This window comes from Candidatus Krumholzibacteriia bacterium (assembly GCA_035268685.1).
GTDB lineage: Bacteria > Krumholzibacteriota > Krumholzibacteriia > JAJRXK01 > JAJRXK01 > JAJRXK01.
Genome location: DATFKK010000158.1, coordinates 1 through 20,313 on the forward strand (window position 1 = coordinate 1; position 20,313 = coordinate 20,313).

Genomic DNA, 20,313 nt, shown 5'->3' on the forward strand with positions numbered 1-20,313 from the left:
CCCCACAGGGAGGTGTACTCCTGCCCGCTGGTGTCGAGCGCGACGCCCGTCTCGGTGTCGATCGTTCCGTTGAACGGAATAGCCAGGTCCGCATCGACGAAGAATTCTTCCACGGGAACGTTGTGCCACGCGAGGCGGTAGGTCCCCGGGGTCATGTACAGCGGCGCGCCCTCGGTGACGTCGATCCGGGCCGGGGGATCGCCCACCTCCGGCCGTCCGCTGTCGGTGATCAGCAGGTACGCGCTGTCACCACTGTTCAGCGTGATCTCGGTCGGGAACCGGTCGCTCCACACTCCGGTGGTGATGATCACGAGCGCGGTCATGGTGCAGATCACGATGGTGTCGATGAAGGGCTCGAGCAGCGCCACGACGCCTTCGCTGACCGGTTCGTCGGTCTTGGCCGCGGCGTGGGCGATCGGGGCCGAGCCCTGACCGGCCTCGTTGCTGAACAGGCCGCGCCGCACCCCCCACATGAGCGTCACCAGCAGCGCTCCGGCTCCGGTTCCGGCCACGCCCGCCGTGGGATTGAAGGCCTCGGTGAAGATCAGACCGAAGGCGCCCGGGATCTCGGTGGCGTTCATGATCAGGATCAACAGCGCTCCGGCCACGTAGATTGCCGCCATGACGGGCGCGAGGATGCTCGTGACCCGACCGATCCGCGTGATCCCGCCGAGGATCACCGCGGCCACGACACCCGAGGTGACCAGGCCGGAGATCCACGGCGTGATCCCGAAGGTCGACTGCATGGTGTCGGCCACCGTGTTCGCCTGGATCCCGTTGCCGGTCAGGAAGGCCGTCAGGCCCAGCAGCACCGCGAAGAACACGGCCAGCGGCTTGCCGACCACTCCCAGGCCCCGCTCGATGTAGTACATGGGCCCGCCGGAGACGGTCCCCTCCCACTTGTGGGGATCCCTCTCGTCGGGCGCGTCGACGTGACGGTACTTCTGCGCCAGCGTCACCTCGCAGTACTTCGTGGCCATGCCCAGGAAGGCAGTCACCCACATCCAGAAGACCGCACCGGGGCCACCCCAGTGCAGTGCCAGCGCCACGCCGGCGATGTTGCCGATCCCCACCGTCGCACTCAACGCCGTGGTCAGCGCCTGGAAGTGGGGCACGTCGCCCGGCTCGTCCGGATCGTCGTACTTCCCGCTGGTGACGGCGAAACCGTGGCCCAGCCGCCGCAACTGGATGAAGCCCAGCCGCACGGTCAGGAACACGCCCGTGCCCAGCAGCAGGATCACCATGAAGGGCAGCTTCTCGCCGCCGATGGTGATGCCCAGTTCGACGACGTACGTACGCAGGAAATCGATCAGAGCTTGCAGCAGGTCCATGGGACTCCCAGGGCGAGGTCCGCGCGGGGTCGGCGCGACGCAGTGAGCGAGACACGACGGGAAAACGGCGATTCCGGAGGATCGCCCACCGCGCTCGGGGAATCAAGGGCCGGTCGGCCCGCCCCTCACTCCACCAACGTGGCCTTCCGCGTGATCGTGGCCCCTTCCGCCCGCAGGCGCAGCAGGTAGGTCCCACTGGCCACCGCGCGCCCTGCAGCATCGCGGCCGTCCCAGCGGACGCTGTGCAGACCCGCACCGCGAACACCGTCGACCAGCGTCCGGACCCGTCGTCCGGCGAGGTCGACCACGTCGAGCACGACGGATCCGCTGGCGGCCAGCTCGAAGGCGATGCGGGTGCTGGGATTGAAGGGGTTCGGCACGTTCGGGTGCAGACGCACGCGCCCGGTGGCCGGCACCGATACGCTCGTGGCCAGACGGAGATCGGCCACCCGCGGCGCGTGGTCGCTGGCGACGCCCGTGTCACTGGCCTGCAAGCCGTAGGTCGACAGGGTCTCGGGACGCATGGTGCGCGTGTCCACGACGAAGTGCTCGACCACCGGCGCCACGCTCTCGGTGACGAAGACGAAGTCGAGGATGCCCGGATAGAAACTGCTGAAATCGTTGCGCCAGGTGTAGCCCACGCGCCGGTCGGTGTGTGTCGAGCGACGCAGGTCGAAGTCGCTCCCGTCCCAGTCGGGTGCGTGGTCGGGACCGAAACGGCCCTCGTCCTGGATGTCGCCCGTGAGGATCGTGTCGAGCTGCTGGCGCCAACCCACCAGGTTGAAGTCCCCGGCCGCGACGATCGGCGTCGCGTCGGGGAGATCGATGTCCCCGCCCGGCGTCTGCGCGTCGCGGACGAAGGCGATCAGGGCATCGGCCTGTTCCTGCCGCTGCTGGTCGGCGGTGCAGCACGAGAAGTGCGCCGCGATCACGAGGAGATCCCCGTCACCGTCGGCCGGTTCGAGATCCAGCAGCGCCGCCGTCAAGCGGCTGCCCGGCAGGACCTCCCACGAGGCGAGGATCGGAGAGCGGCTGACGATCACGTTGCCGGAATCCCGCTTCACGGCGTCCCAGCTCGAACCGTCGCCCGCCGGCAGCAGCGACTGCACGCGACTGGCGGTCTCGGCGGCGTCGTGGTCCCACAGTTCGTTGAAGACCCACACGTCGGCGTCGATCGCCCCGAGAATACGCGCGTAGGCCTGCTCGGTGCCTCCGCGGTCGAACAGGCCGTTGTTCTGCACGTTGTACGCGGCGATCCGCACGTCGTCGTCGGCCAGGCGTCCCAGGCCGATCGCCGGGTCGTCGGACGCCGCGGCGACGATGGTGGCCGTCATCGCACCGGCGTCGGGAACGTGGTCCCCTCCACTGGTGTCCCGCAGCAACAACTTCACCTGCGACGACGGGAACACCGGCTGGCCGCCGATCTCGGCGTCGAGCCGCAGGGCGATCTCGAATTCCGTGTTGCTCACCGTGGGGGCCAGCAACAGCCCCACGTCGGGGTGTTCGATCGAGCTGCCCCGGAAGCTTCCGCTGCGCTGCCCGAAGTCCCACACAAGATCCGCGCCGATCCCCGCGTAGGAGACGCCCGTCGCGGGGTCGTCGTCGGTGTCGAGGTACAGTCGGATCGACTGCTGTTCGTCGCCCTGGACTTCGATTCCCGTCTCGAAGCGCAGGAAGAAGAAGCGGTCGTCGTTGGTCGCCCACACGCGACCGAAGTCCACACCGTTGCCACCGTCGCCACTGGCGTCGGTCGCCGCGACGCCGACCGCGGACCAGTCGTCGAATCCACCGTCGAGGACGATGGGCGCGGCGAGGGCCGAGGTCGTGAACAGCACGGAGCACACCGCGAACGCGGCGCGGCGGATCGAGGTCGGGAGCATGGGAGGCACCTCGGAAGGAGCGGGACGAAGTTCCGGCAAACAGTGGATTCTATCGTGTCGGAGGGATCGAAGTCCAGGCGGGCGCGTGCGTGCCGCCGTTCCGGGTCGCGGCGACCCGTCCCTTCGGGCGGCATCGGCGATTCCACACGCGGCCGGGGAGGACCGTCGTCACCGTCCCCCGCGCGCTCAGCCCGTGGGCTCCGGGCCGGTCTCTCCCGACAGCGACCGACCACAGGCCTGCTCGAGATCGGCCAGGAACTCCTCGCGGTCGCGCGGGGAGATCAACAACTCACTGTTGATGTTGCGACCGGTACGGAACACCACACGCAGCCGCTTCAGCGACCAGGCGGGGGAGCTGACCGGAGAGTGCGACCACTCCACCCGGACGATCGAGCCGAGCACGATACGGTAGCGGATGAGCCCGCTGCGTACGATCAGGACGTCGTCGTCGATCGTGTAGCGCACCGGCCAGGCGAAGCCCCGCAGCAGGGCCACCACGAGGGCGGTCGTCCCGCCGAGCAGTAGCCACATGGACGTGGGCACGGGACGCACGTCGTCGTCGACCAGGATCAGGATCCAGGGCACCACGAGGGCCGCGACGACCAGGGCGACGAGCCAGGCGTCGTAGGCGGTGGGGTGGGTGCGGGTCAAGCGAACCTCCACGGTGCGTCGATGCACGGTCAGTGTATCGTACCCATGGCGGAAGCCAAGCCCGGTCACGTCCCCTGCCGGCCCGCGTAGATCCCCCCGGACCACGGAGCCACCGTTGACGCGCCGGAGACGTATCGTGCTGACCGTGCTCGGGATCTTCGCCATCCTGTTCGTGGCCGCGATCGTGTTCGTGGTCGTGCAGGTGAACACGCTGCTCTCGCCCGAGGTCCGGCGTGAGCGGACAGTCGACGAACTCGTCGAGCGTGGCGTGCCGCGGCCGCGAGCCCACGACATCCCCTTCTCCACCGCCACCCTGCGTGCCTACGCCACCGCCGACGCCTTCGATCGTGAGCGTCCACTGGTGGTCTTCGTCCACGGCTCGCCGGGCGACTGGACCGACTTCGTGAACCAGCTGGCCGATCCCGAGCTTCGCCAGGCCGCGCGCCTGGTCTCCATGGACCGCCCGGGCTACGGGGGGAGTGACTTCGGAGATCCCGAGGCGTCGCTGCGACGCCACGCCGCGGCCGTCGTCGCCGTGGTCGACCACTTCGGAGCCCCTTCGCAGGGTGCGGTGCTGGTGGGCCACTCGATGGGCGGACCGATCGTCGCCCGCGTGGCGATGGACTCGGGTGAGCGGGTGGCCGCCGTGGTCAGCGTGGCCGGCTCGGCCGATCCGTCCCTCGAGCCCACCCACTGGTACCAGGAGGTCGCCGCCTGGTCGTGGGTCCGCCCCCTGCTGCCCGCGATGCTCGACGTCTGCAATCAGGAACTCCTGCCGCACCGCGCAGAGCTGCGCGCCATGGCGGACCGCTGGTCCTCGATCCGCTGTCCGGTCTTCGTGGTCCAGGGAGGCGAAGACGTGCTCGTGCCCGCGGCCAACGCGGACTTCATCGCCGCGCGCGTGCCCTCCGATCTGCTGCGGATGCGGGTCGACCCGAGCATGAACCACTTCGTGCCCTGGTCGCACCCCGAACGCATGCGCGACGCGATCCTCGACGCCCTCGCGGCGGGACAGGGTCTTCGTCACGCAGGTTGAGCCGATATCAGCTGCCCCGCGGCACGTAGAAGCGGCCGTGGGCCGGACTCGTCCGGGCGGGACGATAGTGCGTCTCGATCGCGTCGAGCACGTCCGGCGTGAGATCGACCCGCCGCGACCACTCGTTGAACTGGATCACCGCGAATTCACCGGCCACGATACGGGCGACGAGGTCCTCGTCGTCCCGCGCACCGGTCCGGACTGCCTGCCCGAAGTTGAAAGTGTCGACCTCGAAGTCCCGTCCCGCCCAGTGCGCGAGCGCCAGCGTGGAGCAGAAGATCGGACCGGGGTGGTTCTCGAGGAAGGCCAGGTCGGCGCGCGCCGCCGCGAGTTCAGCCGGCCGCTCCCGGAGCTCGGTCCGATCCTCGGCCAGGCGCGCCGGCAGCGCGAGCAACACCGTCAGCCCCACCGCGATCGAGGCCACCGCCCGCACCGCGTCGTGCGTGTCCGGCGCCGAGCGCACCGCTCGGGCCAGGTGGTTCACCCCGAGCGCGGCGAGCGCCGAGGCTGCGAAGACGGCGTCGTAGACCACGTTGTAGTTGATCCCACCGCCACCGGCGAAGACGGCGCCGGTCAGGAGACCGATACCGCCGACCAGCGCGAGGAGGTCGACCCGCGGATCCCGCCGACCCAGCGTCACCGTGAGCAGGCCAGCTCCCAACACCGGCGCGAGCGGGACCAGCCAGGCGGCGATCATGTTGGCGGCGCGGTAGGCGACGAAGGTCCGCGCGTGACCGAGGACGCCGGCGAAGAGATCGCTGCCGTGGGCCAGGAACATCGCGAGCACGCCCACGGCCACCAGAGCGACCCCCGTCGACACGAAGCGCGGCGCCTGTGCCCGGCGATGCCACAGCATCCAGACCACCAGGGCGAGCGGAACGGCCACCAGGTTGTGTTTCACCGTGCCACCGAGCACGACCAGCACCAGCGACCCGAGGCGTGCCCGGGGGTCGTCGAGCCGGCGGACGAAGAGGGTCAATCCGAGGAACTGCAGTGCGTGTCCGAACAATTGTGGATCGTTCATGGCCACGTACTGGTCGTAGTGGACGGTGACGAGACCCAGGGCGAGCACGGCGGCGAGGACTCCGATGGCCCGGCAGGCAGCGATCGCCGAGGCGATCCGACCGACACAGACGACGACCACGATCAGCGAGACGAGTGCCACCACGCGGCCCGCGACGAGCGGATCTCCGAAGATCGCACCGAGCACGGCCATGACCAGGAAGGAGGTCGGCGGGTAGTTGTTGAACACCGGGGCGCCGGGCTCCGGGTACAGGTCGCCGCCGTGCATCACCGTGTCGGCGTGCAGCGCGTTCCAACCCTCGTTGTAGTTGCGGCTGACGGGATCGCCGATCGAGACCACGGGTTCGACCAGCGTGGCGACGGCACACAGGGCCAGGAGGGCGACCGCCAGGCGGGTCCAGCCGGAGCGCGGCATGCTGTTCCTTCGACCCGATCCGGCGGATCCGGGCGCGTTCGCACAGAGACGAAGGGCAGAGGGAGCATCGAGTCCACCGCTCCCGATCACGAAGCGTAGAGCATAACACGGGGCATCTCCGGAGCCGGCGTGTGGATCCGGCGACAACGGATCGCCTCTCAACCGTAGATGCGGATCAGCCAGTAGATCCCGCCGACCACGACCAGCCCCGCCACGACGGCCAGCGCGATCTTCCACGCACTCCACGGCCGGTCGCCCTGGACCTCGCCCGTGGCCGCGTTCACCACCACCTGGTAGCTCTTGCCCTTGTAGCGGTAGGCGAGCATCCACACCGGTAGCAACAGGTGCTTGAAGGTGGCGGCGTCGAAGCGCGACCGCAGGCTGGTGATCTTCTGCACGTCTCCACCGATGCGCCGGCGGGTCTCGGCCTCGACCGCCTCGCGCATGCGTTGCTGGCCGGTGTGGAAGCCGTCCTCGAGCGGAACGTCGTAGGTCCGGGCGAGGAAGCCGGCGAGCAGGCTCTCTTCGAAGGGAACGCAGCGGTCGAGGGGCCAGGGTTCGAGTGCGCGCAGACGCTGCGACGGCAGACCCAGCCCGGCGACGACCAGGACGTCGTCGAAGAAGCGCTGGAAGTCACCCGATCGCGGCGACCAGCGCGTCTTGCGGACTCGACGGCGGTTCTTCCCGCTGCCCACGGTCACCCAGTAGTGGTCGCCACGCATCCCGGTGTACTGGTTGCTGGTGAGGCTGTCGAAGGTCCAGTAGGGCAGGTACACGCCCTCGAAGCGCCCCTGCACGCCACGCTTCTTGAAGTCGTTCGGGGCGAACCAGAGCTTCTGCACCCACCGCGCCAGGTTCTTGCGGGCCGTCTTGCGGTCGACCCCGAAGGGCAGCATGCCGTCGACCGGGATGCGACCGTGCGCACGATGGGCCGTGCTGCTCTGGATCGGGACCCCGCAGTAGGGACATTCACTGCTGGTCAGCGTACCCGTGAACTGCACGGTGGCTCCACAGGACTCGCAGTCGATCTCGCGCAGGTCCGACTCGGTGCTCGCCGCCGCCTCGGTGCGCTGCGTGGCCTGGCCGCGAAGGACATCGTCGAGGTCGCGTTCCTCGATCTCGTGCTCGGGATCGAGATCGATCTCCTTCGTGGCCCCGCAATACGGACACTGCAGCTGCTGCACGCCGACGTGGAAGCGCAGGTCGGCCCCGCAGGACTCGCAGGGGAACAGACGCCCTTCGTCTTCGGGGCGCGTGGTCGACGCGTCCGTGCTCGACGCCGCGGACGCTTCGGGCAGCGGGGGGAGATCGCGCTCGGCCATGGTCGACCCTAGGATTCCGCCGGCGGCGGGGGCGGAGGCGGCGGCGGCACGAAGTGCGACGCCAGTTGCGGGACCTGGGCGGCGGCCACCCAGCCCGGCATGCCCTGTGTCCACACCAGCGTGCTCGACGTGACCTCGCCCGAGGCGATGCCCGCGGCCATCCGGTTGGTGTCGAAGGGTCCTCGGCTCTGACCCTCGACGGCCACGTACCAGGCAGCCGGCGGCGGAGGCGGCGGGGCGGTCGGCTGCTGCTGCGCACCGGCCCCCATGGGCATGCCGCCCATCATCTGGTTGGCCATGGCGAAGCCCATGCCCAGGCCCATGCCCTCGGCCGCGCCGCCCCCCGAGGGGTTCTCGGCGGCGGCGGTCATGGCCTGGCCCATCTGGTACTGCTGGAAGCGCTGCATGTCGCCGATCACGCCCATCTGGGTGCGCGTGTCGAGTGCCTTCTCCACTTCCTCGGGCAACGAGATGTTCACGATGAACAGCTGCGGCAGGTCGAGTCCGTACTCGTCGTCGACCTGTTCGAGCACGGCCTGACGCAGCTTCTCGCTCATGGCCGTGTAGTTGGCGGCGAGGTCGAGCGCGGCGATCTCGGACTTGCCGAGCATGTCGGCCAGCGTGGTCGCGATCATCGAGCGCAGCAGCTCGTTGATCTCGCCCGTCTCGAACACCCCGTCGGTACCGACGAGCTCCTTCAGCAGTGCCTTCGGCTCGTTCGCGCGCAGGGCGTAGGTGCCGAAGGCCCGCAGGCGGATGGGCCCGAACTCCGGATCGCGCAGCATGATCGGATTCGGAGTACCCCACTTGAGGTCGGTGATCTGCCGCGTGCTGACGAAGTAGACCTCGCTGCGGAAGGGGCTGTCGAAGCCGTACTTCCAGCCCTGCAGCGTGCTCAGCACGGGAAGGTTGTCGGTGGTGAGTCGGTAGTTGCCGGGCTCGAAGACGTCGGCCACCTCACCGCGATGGACGAAGATCGCCATCTGTCCCGGACGGACGATCAGCTGGGCGCCGTTCTTGATCTCGTTCTGGTAGCGCGGGAAGCGCCACACGAGCGTGTCCCGCGTGTTGTCGATCCATTCGACGATGTCGATGAGCTCGCCGCGGAGCTTCTCGAACAGTCCCATGAGGGCTCTCCCGCGATGGAGTGTCTCGTGCGCGGAGCGCGGCGAGGGTAGGCCGGGGCGCGGCGGCGGTCAACGCGCGGGCTCAGTCCCAGCGCGATTCGTCCTCGCGGCGGGTGAACTCGACGGTGCGGCCGTCGGCCATCAGATCGCGGATCCGTCTCGGCACGCCCTCGCCGTCGAGCTCGACCAGGCCGATGCTGCTGCCGTTCAACAGGCGACGGCCCGACGGCGTGCCCTCGGGCTTGCGCGGGATCACCCGCATGCGCCGCCGCCGCGTGAACCAGTTCAACGGCGATCGAGGCGAGTACAACCAGCGGTTCGCCCGGTCCAGACGGTCGAGCAGGGTGGACGGGAATTCGTTGCGCACCCCGCTGCTGCAGATCTGCCAGATGTCCGGCCCCCGCTCGCGGCCGCGGAGCTCGACGTCGTACACGAACGAGTAGTGAACGTCGCCCGACAGGATCACGAAGTTCTTCGGGGTCCGGCGGTGGCGAAAGATGTTGAGGATGGCGTGCGCCGCGCCCGGGTGCGCCATCCAGTTCTCGGCGTCGACCATCAGCGGCTTGCCCAGCCACGTGAACACCCGCTGGATCGCCTCGATCAGCTTCACGCCGAACACCGGTGCGGGCGAGACGAGCAGCACGGCCGGCAGGTCGCGCAGGGTGCGCTGCATGTCCGTGAGCGCCTCCCAGTCGAGCAGACCCGACGGCTGGCGCGCGGCGACCTCGCTGCGCCAGCGGCGAGTACGGCTGTCGATCACCACCAGCGGAGGCGAGGTGGGCCACTGATAGTCCCACTGCTCGAAGCGCAGCAGACGGTGGATGAGGTCGTCGTGGCCATCGGTGCCGGGCCGTTCGAGGATTGCGGCGATGGTGTCCACGAGGTCGTCGTCGAAGATCTCCGGGCGGTTCCCCCAACCCTGGTGGACGGCGTAACCGATCAGCGCGTTGCCGATCACCCGGCGCGAGAAATCGTGCCCGTAGGCGATCTCCTCCCACTCGCGGCTCAGGTTCCAGTCGTCGGTCACGTCGTGGTCGTCGAAGATCATCGCCACCGGCAGGTGCGCGAACACCCGGCGCACGGCCGGCAGGTGACGGACGAACTCCTCGATCACCTTCCGCTCGGTGTCGTACTCCTCGCGGTGCTCCGGATCGAGACCCGACGGTGGATCGAGGTCGACCCCCTCCCACCCGACCGGCGACCAGGCGAGCAGGTACATGGCGAGCACCTCGCCCAGCGTGATCAGATGGTTCTGCGCGCTCGCGCTGGTGAAGATCGGCTTCTCCACGCCTCCGAACAGGATCTCGACCAGGGCACGGTTGTGTGGCCGGCTCGGCAGCAGTCCTTCGCGCCCGTAGTAGGTCTTCGGATGTCGATACAGCGCGTCGGCGTCGTCCAGATCGGGAGCGCCGGTCTCGGGCAGGGGCTCGGTGGGCAGACCGAGCCGGGGGATCAGCTGGTGGATCGCCCACAGCAGCGGACCGGCGACCTCGTCGGCGTAGACCTGATCGCCGGTCAGGACGACGAACGAGGGCCACGGGGGCGGATCGTTTTCGGCCCGTCGCGCCTTCGCGAGCATCGTGTCGACGGCAGCGAGAGCATCGCCGCCCGGATGGTGCGGCTTGCGGCAGGACCCGTGCAGGAACGATTCGACCCGCGCCGGGATCCGGAAGAAGGGCCGGTCGTGGCCCTCGTGGCAGAGGTCGGGCGCCCAGTCGCGCGCGGCGTGCCACTCGTCTCCCGCATCACCGGCGGGTCGGAGGTGCAGGTCGTAGGCGACCCACGCGTCCGTCGGCAGGGGATCGTCGAGGGCGAGGTCGATCAGGACGTAGTGGAGGTGCTCGCCGGCGCGCAGGATGCGGAGGGAGCCGTCGTCGAGTTCGACACGTCGCGTGTCCGTCGTTCCCTCGGGCTCGAGCTCCACGCGGACACGGACGGGGTCGCGGGTCGCCAACCACAGGCAGACGCGATCGGGCGTGACGCGCCGCAGGATCGGTCCGGCGAGGACCAGGGGTGGAGTGTGTCGGTTCAAGATCGGATCCACGGGGCGGAGCCAGGAGCCGCGTCATCCTACCCGTCCTCGGACGCGGTTCCAAGCCGACGGATCACGACGACACGCGCGACCGGGGCGGGGATTCAGTCGACCACTGCCCCCACGGTGACGATCCACCCCAGCGCCAGCAGCGAGGTCACGAGCGCCGTTCCCAGCCCGAGGACCAGCGGACGCGGTCCGATCGCACGCAGCGATCGCAGCTTCGTTCCCAGCCCCACGCCGGCCAGCGCGATCAACACCAGCAGCTTCGCCACCTCGCCGCCGTCGCGGGCCAGATCACGACCGACGAGATCGCCCGCGGCCTCGACCCAGCCCACGGTGTTCACGACCGCGAGCAGCAGGAAGCCGACGACGAAGCCCGGAACCGAAGCACGGACCCGTCGCGACCAGGAGCCCGACCGCACGGAGGCGGCTCCGCCGTGCAACCACCCCACGACGACGATCACGAAGCCCATGAGCGCATTGCGGGTGAGCTTGACCGCGGTGGCGACCTCTCCCGCGGCGTCACCGCGCGCGAAGCCGGTGGCGACGACCTGCGACGTGTCGTTGACCGCGGTCCCGACCCAGGTACCGAAGGAGGCGGAGGTCATGCCGAGCAAGTCGCCGAGCACGGGGTAGACGAACACCGCGATCGTGCCGAACAGGGTGTTCACCGCCACCGCGTACGAGAGTTCTTCGTCGCGCGCGCCGATCACGGGGGCTGTGGCCGAGATCGCCGAGTTCCCGCACACGGCCGTCCCGACGCCGATCAGCGTCGACACCCGCCGGCTCACTCCGAGTGCCCGACCGGCGAGGTGGGCGACGAGCAACGCGACCGTCATGAGGACGACCACGAGGACGACCGCACGCGCGCCGATCGCACCGACTTCCTGGAGGGAGAAGCGCACGCCCAGGATCACGATCGCGGCACGCAGCACCGTGTGGAAGGCGAAGCGCACCCCGGGTTCGAAGCTCGGACGCCACGGAATCAGCCGCCGCGCGAGCAGGCCGAGCCCGACGGCGAGCACGATCTCGCTGATGCCGGCCTGCAGGGTGGGCGGCAGCAGGGCGTGTGCACCACGGGCCGCGGCGGCCACGGCCAGGGCGAGAAGGACGCCAGGGAGGAGAGTGGGGCGGGTCACGTCGTCGACGCCGCGTCTAGTCGTGCCTCGACAGCACCGTCGGACCCGGCACCAACAGCGAGCGATCGAAACACAGCGGCGAGACCGTCGTCGATTCCGCCGGAGGCGACACGTCGGCGGGCTGCAGCCGTCCGAAGGAGATCGCATGGCTGCGCACCCGTGGCAGCAGCACGCTGCCGTCTCCCAGTCCGAGCGACTCGCACGCGAAGCCCCTGACGTCGAGATCCTCGGCTGTGTACGGCCCCTCCGGCGCATCGGCCGACGCTGCCCGCAGGCGGTCCCGGCTGGTCCAGAACAGCCAGAACCGTCCGCGATACCGGGTCAGCGTGGGCGACTCGGCGACCGGGCCCGCCGTGACCAACAGCGGCCGGCCCCAGTTCCATTGCTGCAGGTCGGTCGATCGCGCGGTCGCGATGCACTGCCTTTCGTCGTGCAGACGCACGGTGACGAAGAGGACCCACTCGCCGTCGTCGTACCACAGCATGGGATCGCGGAGGTCGTCGCCCCACGGCTCGCCGGCACCCCACAGCGAGAACGACGGATCTCCCTCGAGCACCATCGGTGTCGGCTGCCACGTGTGCAGATCGTCGGACACGGCCGACAGGATCCGCTGGACGTTGTGTGCCTCCGCCCCGGGTCGGTACACGACGCCGGTGTAGAACATCCACCACCGCCCGTCGTGACGGACCACGTGCGGGGCCCAGGTCTCGGTCTCGGCCACGGCGGGCTGTCTCAGATCGATCCGCTCGTGGGCCGTCCACTCGGCCAGGTCCGGCGAACTGGCGTGCTCGAAGTCGACGCCGCCGCCCGAGGACCAACCGGCGCCCGGCCGGGTGGCGAAGAGGTGGAAGCGATCTCCGTCGTGCACCAGCGCGAAGTCCTTGAGCGACGAGCGATCGGACGGACGGTAGGACAGGGGCACCGACGACGTGCAGAACGGCGCCGGCACGAAGTGCGAGTCGACGAACGGCGACGCGGGGTCGTCGTCGGCCGAGCAACCCGTCAGGACGGATACTGCGCCCGTGACGAGAAGTGGAAGGAGGGAGGCGGAGCGTTTCAGGGCGTCCTCGTCGCAGGTGGAAACGGATCAGGAACGCTACCACAGTTCCCGGAATCGAGCATCTCGACATCCGTGACACGACGGGGGCCCGGGACCCGTCGGGGTCCCGGGCCTCGACCCTTCGAGTGCGCGAAACGCTACATGTCTTCCTCGGCGATGCCCATCCCACTGCGGTCCGGCCCCTCCGGGACCTCGGGCGGCTCGTAGGGGTTGCGCTCGATCTCGGCCAGCATGTGTTCGATCGCGGCCTCGAGCTGCGGATCGACACCCTTGGCCAGTGGCTCGGGATCGGCGACGACCTCGATGTCGGGCTCGACGCCGTGACCCTCGATCCCCCACGTACCGTCCTTCTCGAAGTACGCGAAGCTCGGTACCGAGAGGAACGCGCCGTCGATGATCGGCCGGCTGCCGGAGATGCCCACCAGACCACCCCAGGTGCGCTCGCCGATCAGCTTGCCCAGTCCGGCCTGCCGGAAGTAGGCCGGGAAGGCGTCGCCGCCGGATCCGGCCAACCCGTTGATCAGCATGCACTTCGGCCCCTGATGGCTGTCCGGCGGCCACGGGAACGACCGGCGCTCGCCGTCGCGCGTGGCCCAGTAGTTGGTCCGCGGGCGGTTCAGCAGCTCGATGAAGCGCGTCGGGATCTGACCGCCGCCGTTCCACCGCTCGTCGATGATCAGCGCGTCCATGTGGCGCTGTCCGTAGAACTGGCGGAAGAGGTCGTTCTGACCCCCGCGACCGGTGTTCGGCACGTAGATGTAGCCGACCCTGCCGTCGGTCGCCTCGTACACGCGCTGTCGCTTCTGCTCGATCCAGTGGCGGTAACGCAGACCCGAGTCGCTCGACACGGGCTCGACGAGCACCTCGCGCGCGTCGTCGTCCAGGCGGGGCTCCTCGCTCACGGTCAGGCGGGTGACCTTGCCCGCGGTGCCGATGAACGCGACCCACGGATCGACGGTGACGTCGAGCTCCTGGCCGTTGACGGCCAGCAGGTAGTCGCCCTCGTTCACCTCCCCGCTCGCGCGGTGAAGGGGCGAGCGCGCGTCGGTGTCCCAGGGCGCGCCCTCGTGGATCTCGGCGATGCGGTAGGCGCCGTCGTCGACTTCGAAGTCCACGCCCAGGAGTCCGACGTTGCGGCTGGGCGTGTCCTCGAGGTCACCGCCGCCGTGGTAGGCGTGGCCCACGTTGAGTTCGCTGATCATCTCGCGGATCACGAAGCCGACGTCGGCGCGCGAACTGCAGTCGGCCAGCATCTCGCGGTACTGGTCGCCCACGCCCTCCCAGTCGACACCGTGCATGCCGGGGTCGTAGAAGTAGTCGCGGTAGAAGCGCCAGCTGTCGGTGAAGATCTGCTCCCACTCCTCGCGCGGGTCGATCATGGTCTCGTAGCCGTCGACGGACACGGCGTCCTCGAACTTCTGATCGGGCTTCGCGTCGAGCAATGCGAAGCTCTTGCCCTTGCGCACCAGCAGCTTCTTGCCGTCGGCGGTGAGGCGGTAGCTGCCCACACCGCTGATCACGGTCTTCTCCTCGGGCTCGTCGGCGTGCGGGTCGTAGGTCTTGATCCCGCCGTCCGGACCCCAGCCGCCGGTGCGATAGATCAGGGCTCCACCGTCGACCACGTCCAGGTTGCCGTAGCTGCCACCGTCGAGGTCGAGCTGCACGCCGCGGTCCTCGAAGCCCTCGAGGTCGATGACCAGGGCGGGTTCTTCCTCCTCGGCCTCCTCGTCCTTCTCCTCGTCGCCGTTCTCGGCGTCCTCGTCGCCGTCGGAGTCGTCCTCGGCCTCTTCGCTCCAGTCCTCGTGGTCGTCCTCGGGCAGGTGCGGCAGCTCGACGTCGGCGCGCAACGGCACCATGACGATCCGCTCGGTGTCGTCGTAGACGAAGGTCGTGCCCACGTCCTCGTAGGTGGGCGAGGTGAAGTCGCGCGACGAGACGTAGTAGAAGAACTTCCCCTCGCGGTCGAAGGCGGGATCGCCGTCGTCGAAGGTCCCGCTGGTGACCTGCGTCTTCTCCCCGGTCGCGACCTCGTACATCCAGATCTGGCCGTGCATGTTGCCACCTGCATCGGTGTACGCGATCCAGGCTCCGTCGTGCGACCACGACCACGAAGGCGTGTTGCCCCAGTGGTGCTGGTTCACCTTCGTGCGGTCGCCGCTCTCGACGTCGACCACGTACAGCGTGCCGGTCTTGTCGACGTAGGCGATCGATTCGCTCGTGGGGGACCAGTCCATGCCCTCCTTGTAGGGAGCGCCGAAGCGGCTCAGGCGGCGTGGCTCGTCCTTGCCGTCGCTCTGGCGGACGTAGATCTCGTACTCGCCGGTCTCGTCGCCGAAGTACGCGATCCACCGGCCATCGGGGCTCCAGGTGGGGAAACGCTCCGCGGTCCCCGAACTGCGGGTGAGGTTCATCGACACGCCGTTCTCGAGCGGTACGCTCCAGACATCGCCGCGCATCGCGACCAGGGCTCGCTTGCCGGTGCTCGACACGTTCCAGTTCATGATGTTGTCGCTGACGTCCACGCGCTCGGGGCGCAGATCGGGCCGCTCGCCGGGAATGGTGATCTCGAGCTCGGTGACGTCGCCGCTGGCGAGGTCGAGCAGGTGGATCCCCGATCCCATCTGGAAGACGATCTCGCCGTCCCCGTCGGGCCCCGGTCCCATCGACGGCGCCTTGACGTCGAAGTCCTCGAAGCGGGTCACCTGCTCGGGCGTCCCGTTCTCCGGATCGATGCGCCACAGGTTCCAGCGGTGCTCGGGTCCCTGATCACTCAGGTAGTAGATCACGCCGTCGTGCCACATGGGCTGGGTGTCGGTGCCCTCCCAGTCGGTGAGCCGTTTCGACTCGAAGGTCTCGAGGTCGAACAGCCACAGGTCGGTGGACATGCCGCCGCGGTAACGCTTCCAGGTGCGGTGGTCGCGGGTCCAGGGCGTGAAGGCCAGCCTGCGGCCCGCGTCGTCGACGGCGGCCATGGCGCCGTACTCCACCGGCAGCTTCTCGGGCAGGCCGCCCTCGGGCGACACGGTGTAGAGCTGCAGGTTGTTGCGGGGTGCTCCCTCCGCACTGCTCGCGAAGAGCAGCAGGTCGTCGTCGGTCCACTGCTGCAGGACCTCATTGGCCGGATGGTGCGTCACGCGGTGTGCGATCCCACCCTCGACGTCGATCACGTAGAGATCGGTGTCTCCCTCGTAGTTGCCGACGAAGGCGATCCGCTCGCCGTCGGGGTCGAAGCGCGGCCGGCTCTCCACACCCGGAGGCGCGACGAGCTTCGTGGCGGTACCACCGTCACGGCTCACCGTCCAGATGTCGCCGGCGTAGACGAAGGCGACGCGCTCGGCGCTCACGGTGGGGTGGCGCATCATTCCGCCGTGCGGAGTGATGTCGGCCCGCGCGGGCGCGACGACGAGGATCGACAGGAACGACACGAACAGAGCGCGCACGACCGGACGGGCGTCCACGCGCAGTGGATTCGGCAACGGAGTCACGGGGCTCTCCCAGGACGAGGATTCGAACTACCGCGACGGCGAGGAACGCGGATCGACTCGGGGGGTGCATACGCACGAGTCCGCCCGGCGGTTGCACGGGCGGACCCAGTGAAGGTAGGGAATCCGAGGGCGACGACCAACGCGGCGCTGCGCCGCTGGAGGTCACCGGCGACGAAGGACGTGATCCGTCTGCATCACTGACCGATCACCGCATTGCCGTTCTCGCCGTCGAGGACCATTGCCCGGAGCACGGTCAGCGACTCGGCGTAGTTCCCCTGGCGGATGATCACCGTGCCTCCGGGCTCGACGGCCTTCACGCCCTCGTTGACGGTGTCGAAGGGATTCGTCGGGCCACCGATCTCCTGTCCGGTGTACGAGGCATCGACCCACACCGTACTCAGATTGCGGATGTCCCAGCCCATGTCGACGAACATGCCGAGGGTCACCCGGCCCGGGTAGTGGATCGTCTCGGCGAAGCTCAGCGAGAAGGTCATGAGCGCGTCGTCGGTGCCGTTGAAGTCCTCGTCGAGATGCGAATAGCTCGAGCCGAAGTCCCAACTGCTCGGCGCGTACAGCGGAACGCGGTTGCCTCCGTTCAGGATGTTCGCGGAGGTTCCGTCGAAGAACACGTCGTTGCTGGTGAGCTGCGTGCCCAGCGCGGACGAGGGACTGGTGTACGAGATGAGAGCGGTACCGTTGAGATTCTCCGTGAATCGGTCGTAGATGAACGGGTCGCTGGTCCCACCCCCGAAGCAGCCGTCACCGGCCGTGCCGTTGCACTCGTCGTTGCCGGTTCCGTTGTCCACGACCATGCTCCCGGCGAACCCGAGCCCGTGTCCGATCTCGTGGATCACGACCGTGATGAAGTCGAACTCCGAGCTGGTCGCCTGACCGTCGGGCTCGAAGTGCCAGGTGAAGTTGCTGTTGAAGTTGGCCCGGATCTCGGCGTTCGATCCGTTCTGGTCCGACCCCGACAGCTCGTTGGCCAGGGCGACCGGATACCAGGTGTTCGAGCGCGGCGCGTTCGTGAAGTTCTGGTACCAATCACGGGGACCGGCGCTGCCGAGGGTGTTCGCGGCGAGGTCGTTGCGCCAGCAGGCGTCGATCTCGATGGTCTCCGATCCGTTCAGGATCGCGGCCCAGACGCTGGCAGCGAACTCGAACGCCTCGCGAGCATCGGTCGGCCACGGCGTCACGTTCGCCGACGGACAACTCGCCGGATTGAAGTTCACGACGATGTTCGCGGTCTTCTCGTCCATGCGCTGACGGACGGCGGGCGGGACGGGCACGTAGAACTCCCGGACCTCCCCCGAGGCGACCAGGCCCCCGTGGTCGTGCGCGTGGCCGTGGCCGGGCGCGTGGTCGGGACCGGCGACCGTGGTGACCGGCAGGAGCATCAGCGCACACAGAGCGATGGTCTTCGGCTGGATCATGATCGATCTCCGATGCGTCTTCGGGAAACGGTGCGCACTCACTGCAACGACACCAGCAGGAGGACCATGCCCGTCCCCGACTCCAGACCGGTCATGGCCTTGCCGAGGATCGCACCGGTCGCGCGGGCGTGATCGGTGACCTTCATCGCGTGCCCGGGCGTGGGCGAACTGGTGAGCAGGTCGCCCGGTTCGATCGCGCCGTGCCGCGCGTCGACCTTCACGTACACGCGGCCGGTCAGGGCCACCGGATGCTCACCGTCGGCCTCGCTGCCGCGCTGGCCCATGAGCATGCCGGGATTCACGCCGCCCGCGCCGCTGATCACACCGGCGACGCGCCGGTCATAGGCGCGGTCGGAGATCCGCAGGTCGCCGGGCGCACCCGGGTCGATCGACACCACGCTGCCCGGCTCGATCTCCTGCTGCTCGAAGGGCGTCACGTCGAACTGCTCGGACAGGTCCGATCCGCCGCGGATCTCGACCACGTCGACCACGATGCGGCTGGAAGTGCCGCCGCCGTAGTTCGACGCGATCGTGACCGCTCGCTGGCCGGCGGCGTTGTCGATCTGGATCTCTCCACCGCGATCGCTGGTGCCGAAGCCCCCGTGTCCGAGGATGCGGACTCCGGTCGTCCCGTCGCCCTGATCGACCTCCACCAGACCACCGTTTCCGGAGGTGTAGTCGCCGAGGATGTTGACGGTCTGGCGGTCCTGGCTGTTGCGCAGGCTGATCTGTCCGCCATCGCCGATGTTCCCGTCGATCTCGATGGTCTTCGTCCCGTTCTCGTCATTGAAATTGGCGACGCTGCCGCCGCTGGTCGACGCGGGATCGTCGGCGTAGATCTCCACCGTCGTCACGGCCGATCCGTCGGTCAGCAGCACCTGGTCGGTGGCGACGGCGCCCTCGGCCGCGGTGGTCTGCACCGTTCCGTCGGGGAACTTGAAGCCGCCGCTGGTCGAATGGATGGTTCCGACCACCTCGAGCTTCGACTGGGGCGTGAGGGTCCCGATCCCGACGTCCCCACTGCGCTCCACGGTGAGTCGCTCGCCACCGTTGTAGAGGCGCCACGAGTCGGTCCCGCCGTGCAGATAGGTCCAGGCGCGCGTACCGCCGGCGTCGAAACCGATGAAAGGCCAGGCGTCGGCCCCCTCGGTCGACATGTACATGCCGCCGTAACCGGTCGTCGCCGGCGAGCGCACACCGAAGACTTCGGCGAAGGTCAGGGGCGTGGAACCGTTGATCCCCACGAAACCGCTGTTGGTGTTCGTGATCCCGGTACCGTCGAGCTGCCACACACCGTCGCCACTGGCCGCGTTCAGGGCGTGGATCGCGTAGGGGACGGGTGTCAGCTCCTGCCGCGGCAGGAGCGTGTCGTAGGGCTCGGCCCCTCCGGGACCGGTCGACGGCGTGCGCACCTGGATCTGCAGGAAGCGCGCGTCGCCGGTGAAGGCGCTCGCCCCGAAGTCCAGATCGACACTGAACACGCCCTGTTCCACGGGCACCGCGTAGAGGAACAGGTCGCTGCCGATCTGGTTGCCACCGGTGGCGGCGTCGTAGAGGGCGAAGACGAAGTCGGCATCACCGCTGACCTCGACGCCGGACTGGACGAGCTGGCCCTGGTAGGTGAATCCGGTTCCGGCCGGTGTCTGCGCAACGGTCGCCGCGGGAGCGAGGACCACGATCACGACGAGTAGAAGAGCGAGGATTCTCATGCTGGGTCTCCTGGGATCCGGTCGGGCTACTTGACCAGGGTCATCTTCTGGGTCTGGGCCCGACCGTCGGCGATCAGGCGAACGAAGTAGACGCCGCTGGCGACGCCGCGGCCGTCGTCGGCACGCCCGCGCCAGACCAGCTGGTGCGAGCCGGCAGGGCGGACGCCGTCGACGAGGGTGCGGACGCGCCGCCCGCGAGCGTCGAGAACCTCGACGCGGACCGGCGCCTCGTGGGCCAGGTCGAAGCGGATCTCGGTCCGCGGATTGAAGGGGTTCGGGAAGGGCGCCTTCAGCTCGGTGCGGCCGGCGACGGGCGTGTCGCCCACACCGGTGGCCGTGGGCTGGGCGCCGTGCCAGAACCCGCCACGGATCTCGAGGTCACCGCCGGACGCGAAGGAGTCGGAGCGCCCGGCGTCGGGCTGACCAGAGGTCCCGCTGAGCGTGAAGGTGTTCCCCACGGAGGTTCCCCCACCCCCGTCGACGGTCGCCTGGAACAGTGCGTCCTGGCCGAGCGCGTAGGCGGTCCAGCTGATCAGCGGGACCAACAGCACACCGAGCGCCAGCGAGAGACGCTGCTTTCGACTCATGTTCGACCTCTTCCACGCTGCAGGGGGACGGGTGTCGCCTCTGTAGTGGTACAACGGCATCATGTCATGAAACCGGACAG

14 protein-coding genes are annotated in these 20,313 nt (G+C 68.8%); 1 reads left to right on the plus strand and 13 read right to left on the minus strand.

The genetic code is table 11. The features are described 5' to 3' along the window. The 3 genes from VKA86_14820 to VKA86_14830 form a co-directional block, all read right to left on the minus strand. The coding region (locus VKA86_14820) for an amino acid carrier protein (protein HKK72480.1) at window positions 1–1,244 on the minus strand (1,244 nt) is incomplete at its 3' end. 212 nt (window positions 1,245–1,456) lie between these two features. Then, on the minus strand, window positions 1,457–3,211 hold the full coding sequence (locus tag VKA86_14825; protein ID HKK72481.1) for an endonuclease/exonuclease/phosphatase family protein: 1,755 nt from the start codon (window positions 3,209–3,211) through the stop codon (window positions 1,457–1,459). Between the two features lie 186 nt (window positions 3,212–3,397). Continuing rightward, a complete protein-coding gene (locus VKA86_14830) occupies window positions 3,398–3,862 on the minus strand; it encodes a PH domain-containing protein (GenBank protein ID HKK72482.1) in 465 nt (154 codons plus the stop codon). A 136-nt stretch (window positions 3,863–3,998) separates the two neighbouring features. Between VKA86_14830 and VKA86_14835 the strand changes: the two genes are divergently transcribed. After that, complete coding sequence (locus VKA86_14835) at window positions 3,999–4,898, plus strand: alpha/beta hydrolase (protein HKK72483.1); 900 nt, start codon at window positions 3,999–4,001, stop codon at window positions 4,896–4,898. Between the two features lie 7 nt (window positions 4,899–4,905). Here VKA86_14835 and VKA86_14840 read toward each other — a convergent pair whose 3' ends face one another. From VKA86_14840 to VKA86_14885, 10 genes are all read right to left on the minus strand, one after another. Beyond that, window positions 4,906–6,336 carry a glycosyltransferase family 39 protein gene (locus VKA86_14840; GenBank protein ID HKK72484.1) on the minus strand — a complete coding sequence of 477 codons (1,431 nt, stop codon included), beginning with the start codon at window positions 6,334–6,336 and terminating at the stop codon, window positions 4,906–4,908. Between the two features lie 158 nt (window positions 6,337–6,494). Beyond that, window positions 6,495–7,658, minus strand: a complete 1,164-nt coding sequence (locus VKA86_14845; protein ID HKK72485.1) for a hypothetical protein — start codon at window positions 7,656–7,658, stop codon at window positions 6,495–6,497. 8 nt (window positions 7,659–7,666) lie between these two features. Next, window positions 7,667–8,785 carry an SPFH domain-containing protein gene (locus VKA86_14850; GenBank protein ID HKK72486.1) on the minus strand — a complete coding sequence of 373 codons (1,119 nt, stop codon included), beginning with the start codon at window positions 8,783–8,785 and terminating at the stop codon, window positions 7,667–7,669. Between the two features lie 82 nt (window positions 8,786–8,867). Then, a complete protein-coding gene (locus VKA86_14855; protein HKK72487.1) occupies window positions 8,868–10,817 on the minus strand; it encodes an alkaline phosphatase D family protein in 1,950 nt (649 codons plus the stop codon). A gap of 104 nt (window positions 10,818–10,921) precedes the next feature. After that, the gene (locus VKA86_14860; GenBank protein ID HKK72488.1) at window positions 10,922–11,959 is read right to left on the minus strand and encodes a putative sulfate exporter family transporter; all 1,038 of its coding nucleotides are present in this window, start codon (window positions 11,957–11,959) and stop codon (window positions 10,922–10,924) included. A gap of 16 nt (window positions 11,960–11,975) precedes the next feature. Further along, window positions 11,976–12,908, minus strand: coding sequence for a family 43 glycosylhydrolase (locus tag VKA86_14865; GenBank protein HKK72489.1), 933 nt, complete (start codon window positions 12,906–12,908; stop codon window positions 11,976–11,978). A 248-nt stretch (window positions 12,909–13,156) separates the two neighbouring features. Next, window positions 13,157–16,504, minus strand: coding sequence for a S41 family peptidase (locus tag VKA86_14870; GenBank protein HKK72490.1), 3,348 nt, complete (start codon window positions 16,502–16,504; stop codon window positions 13,157–13,159). Window positions 16,505–16,698: 194 nt separating this feature from the next. Then, complete coding sequence (locus VKA86_14875) at window positions 16,699–17,937, minus strand: hypothetical protein (GenBank protein HKK72491.1); 1,239 nt, start codon at window positions 17,935–17,937, stop codon at window positions 16,699–16,701. Window positions 17,938–17,975: 38 nt separating this feature from the next. After that, the gene (locus tag VKA86_14880) at window positions 17,976–19,646 is read right to left on the minus strand and encodes a hypothetical protein (protein ID HKK72492.1); all 1,671 of its coding nucleotides are present in this window, start codon (window positions 19,644–19,646) and stop codon (window positions 17,976–17,978) included. A 26-nt stretch (window positions 19,647–19,672) separates the two neighbouring features. Continuing rightward, window positions 19,673–20,233: a FlgD immunoglobulin-like domain containing protein gene (locus VKA86_14885; protein HKK72493.1), complete on the minus strand. Its 561-nt coding sequence runs from the start codon at window positions 20,231–20,233 to the stop codon at window positions 19,673–19,675. Between the last annotated feature and the right edge of the window lie 80 nt (window positions 20,234–20,313).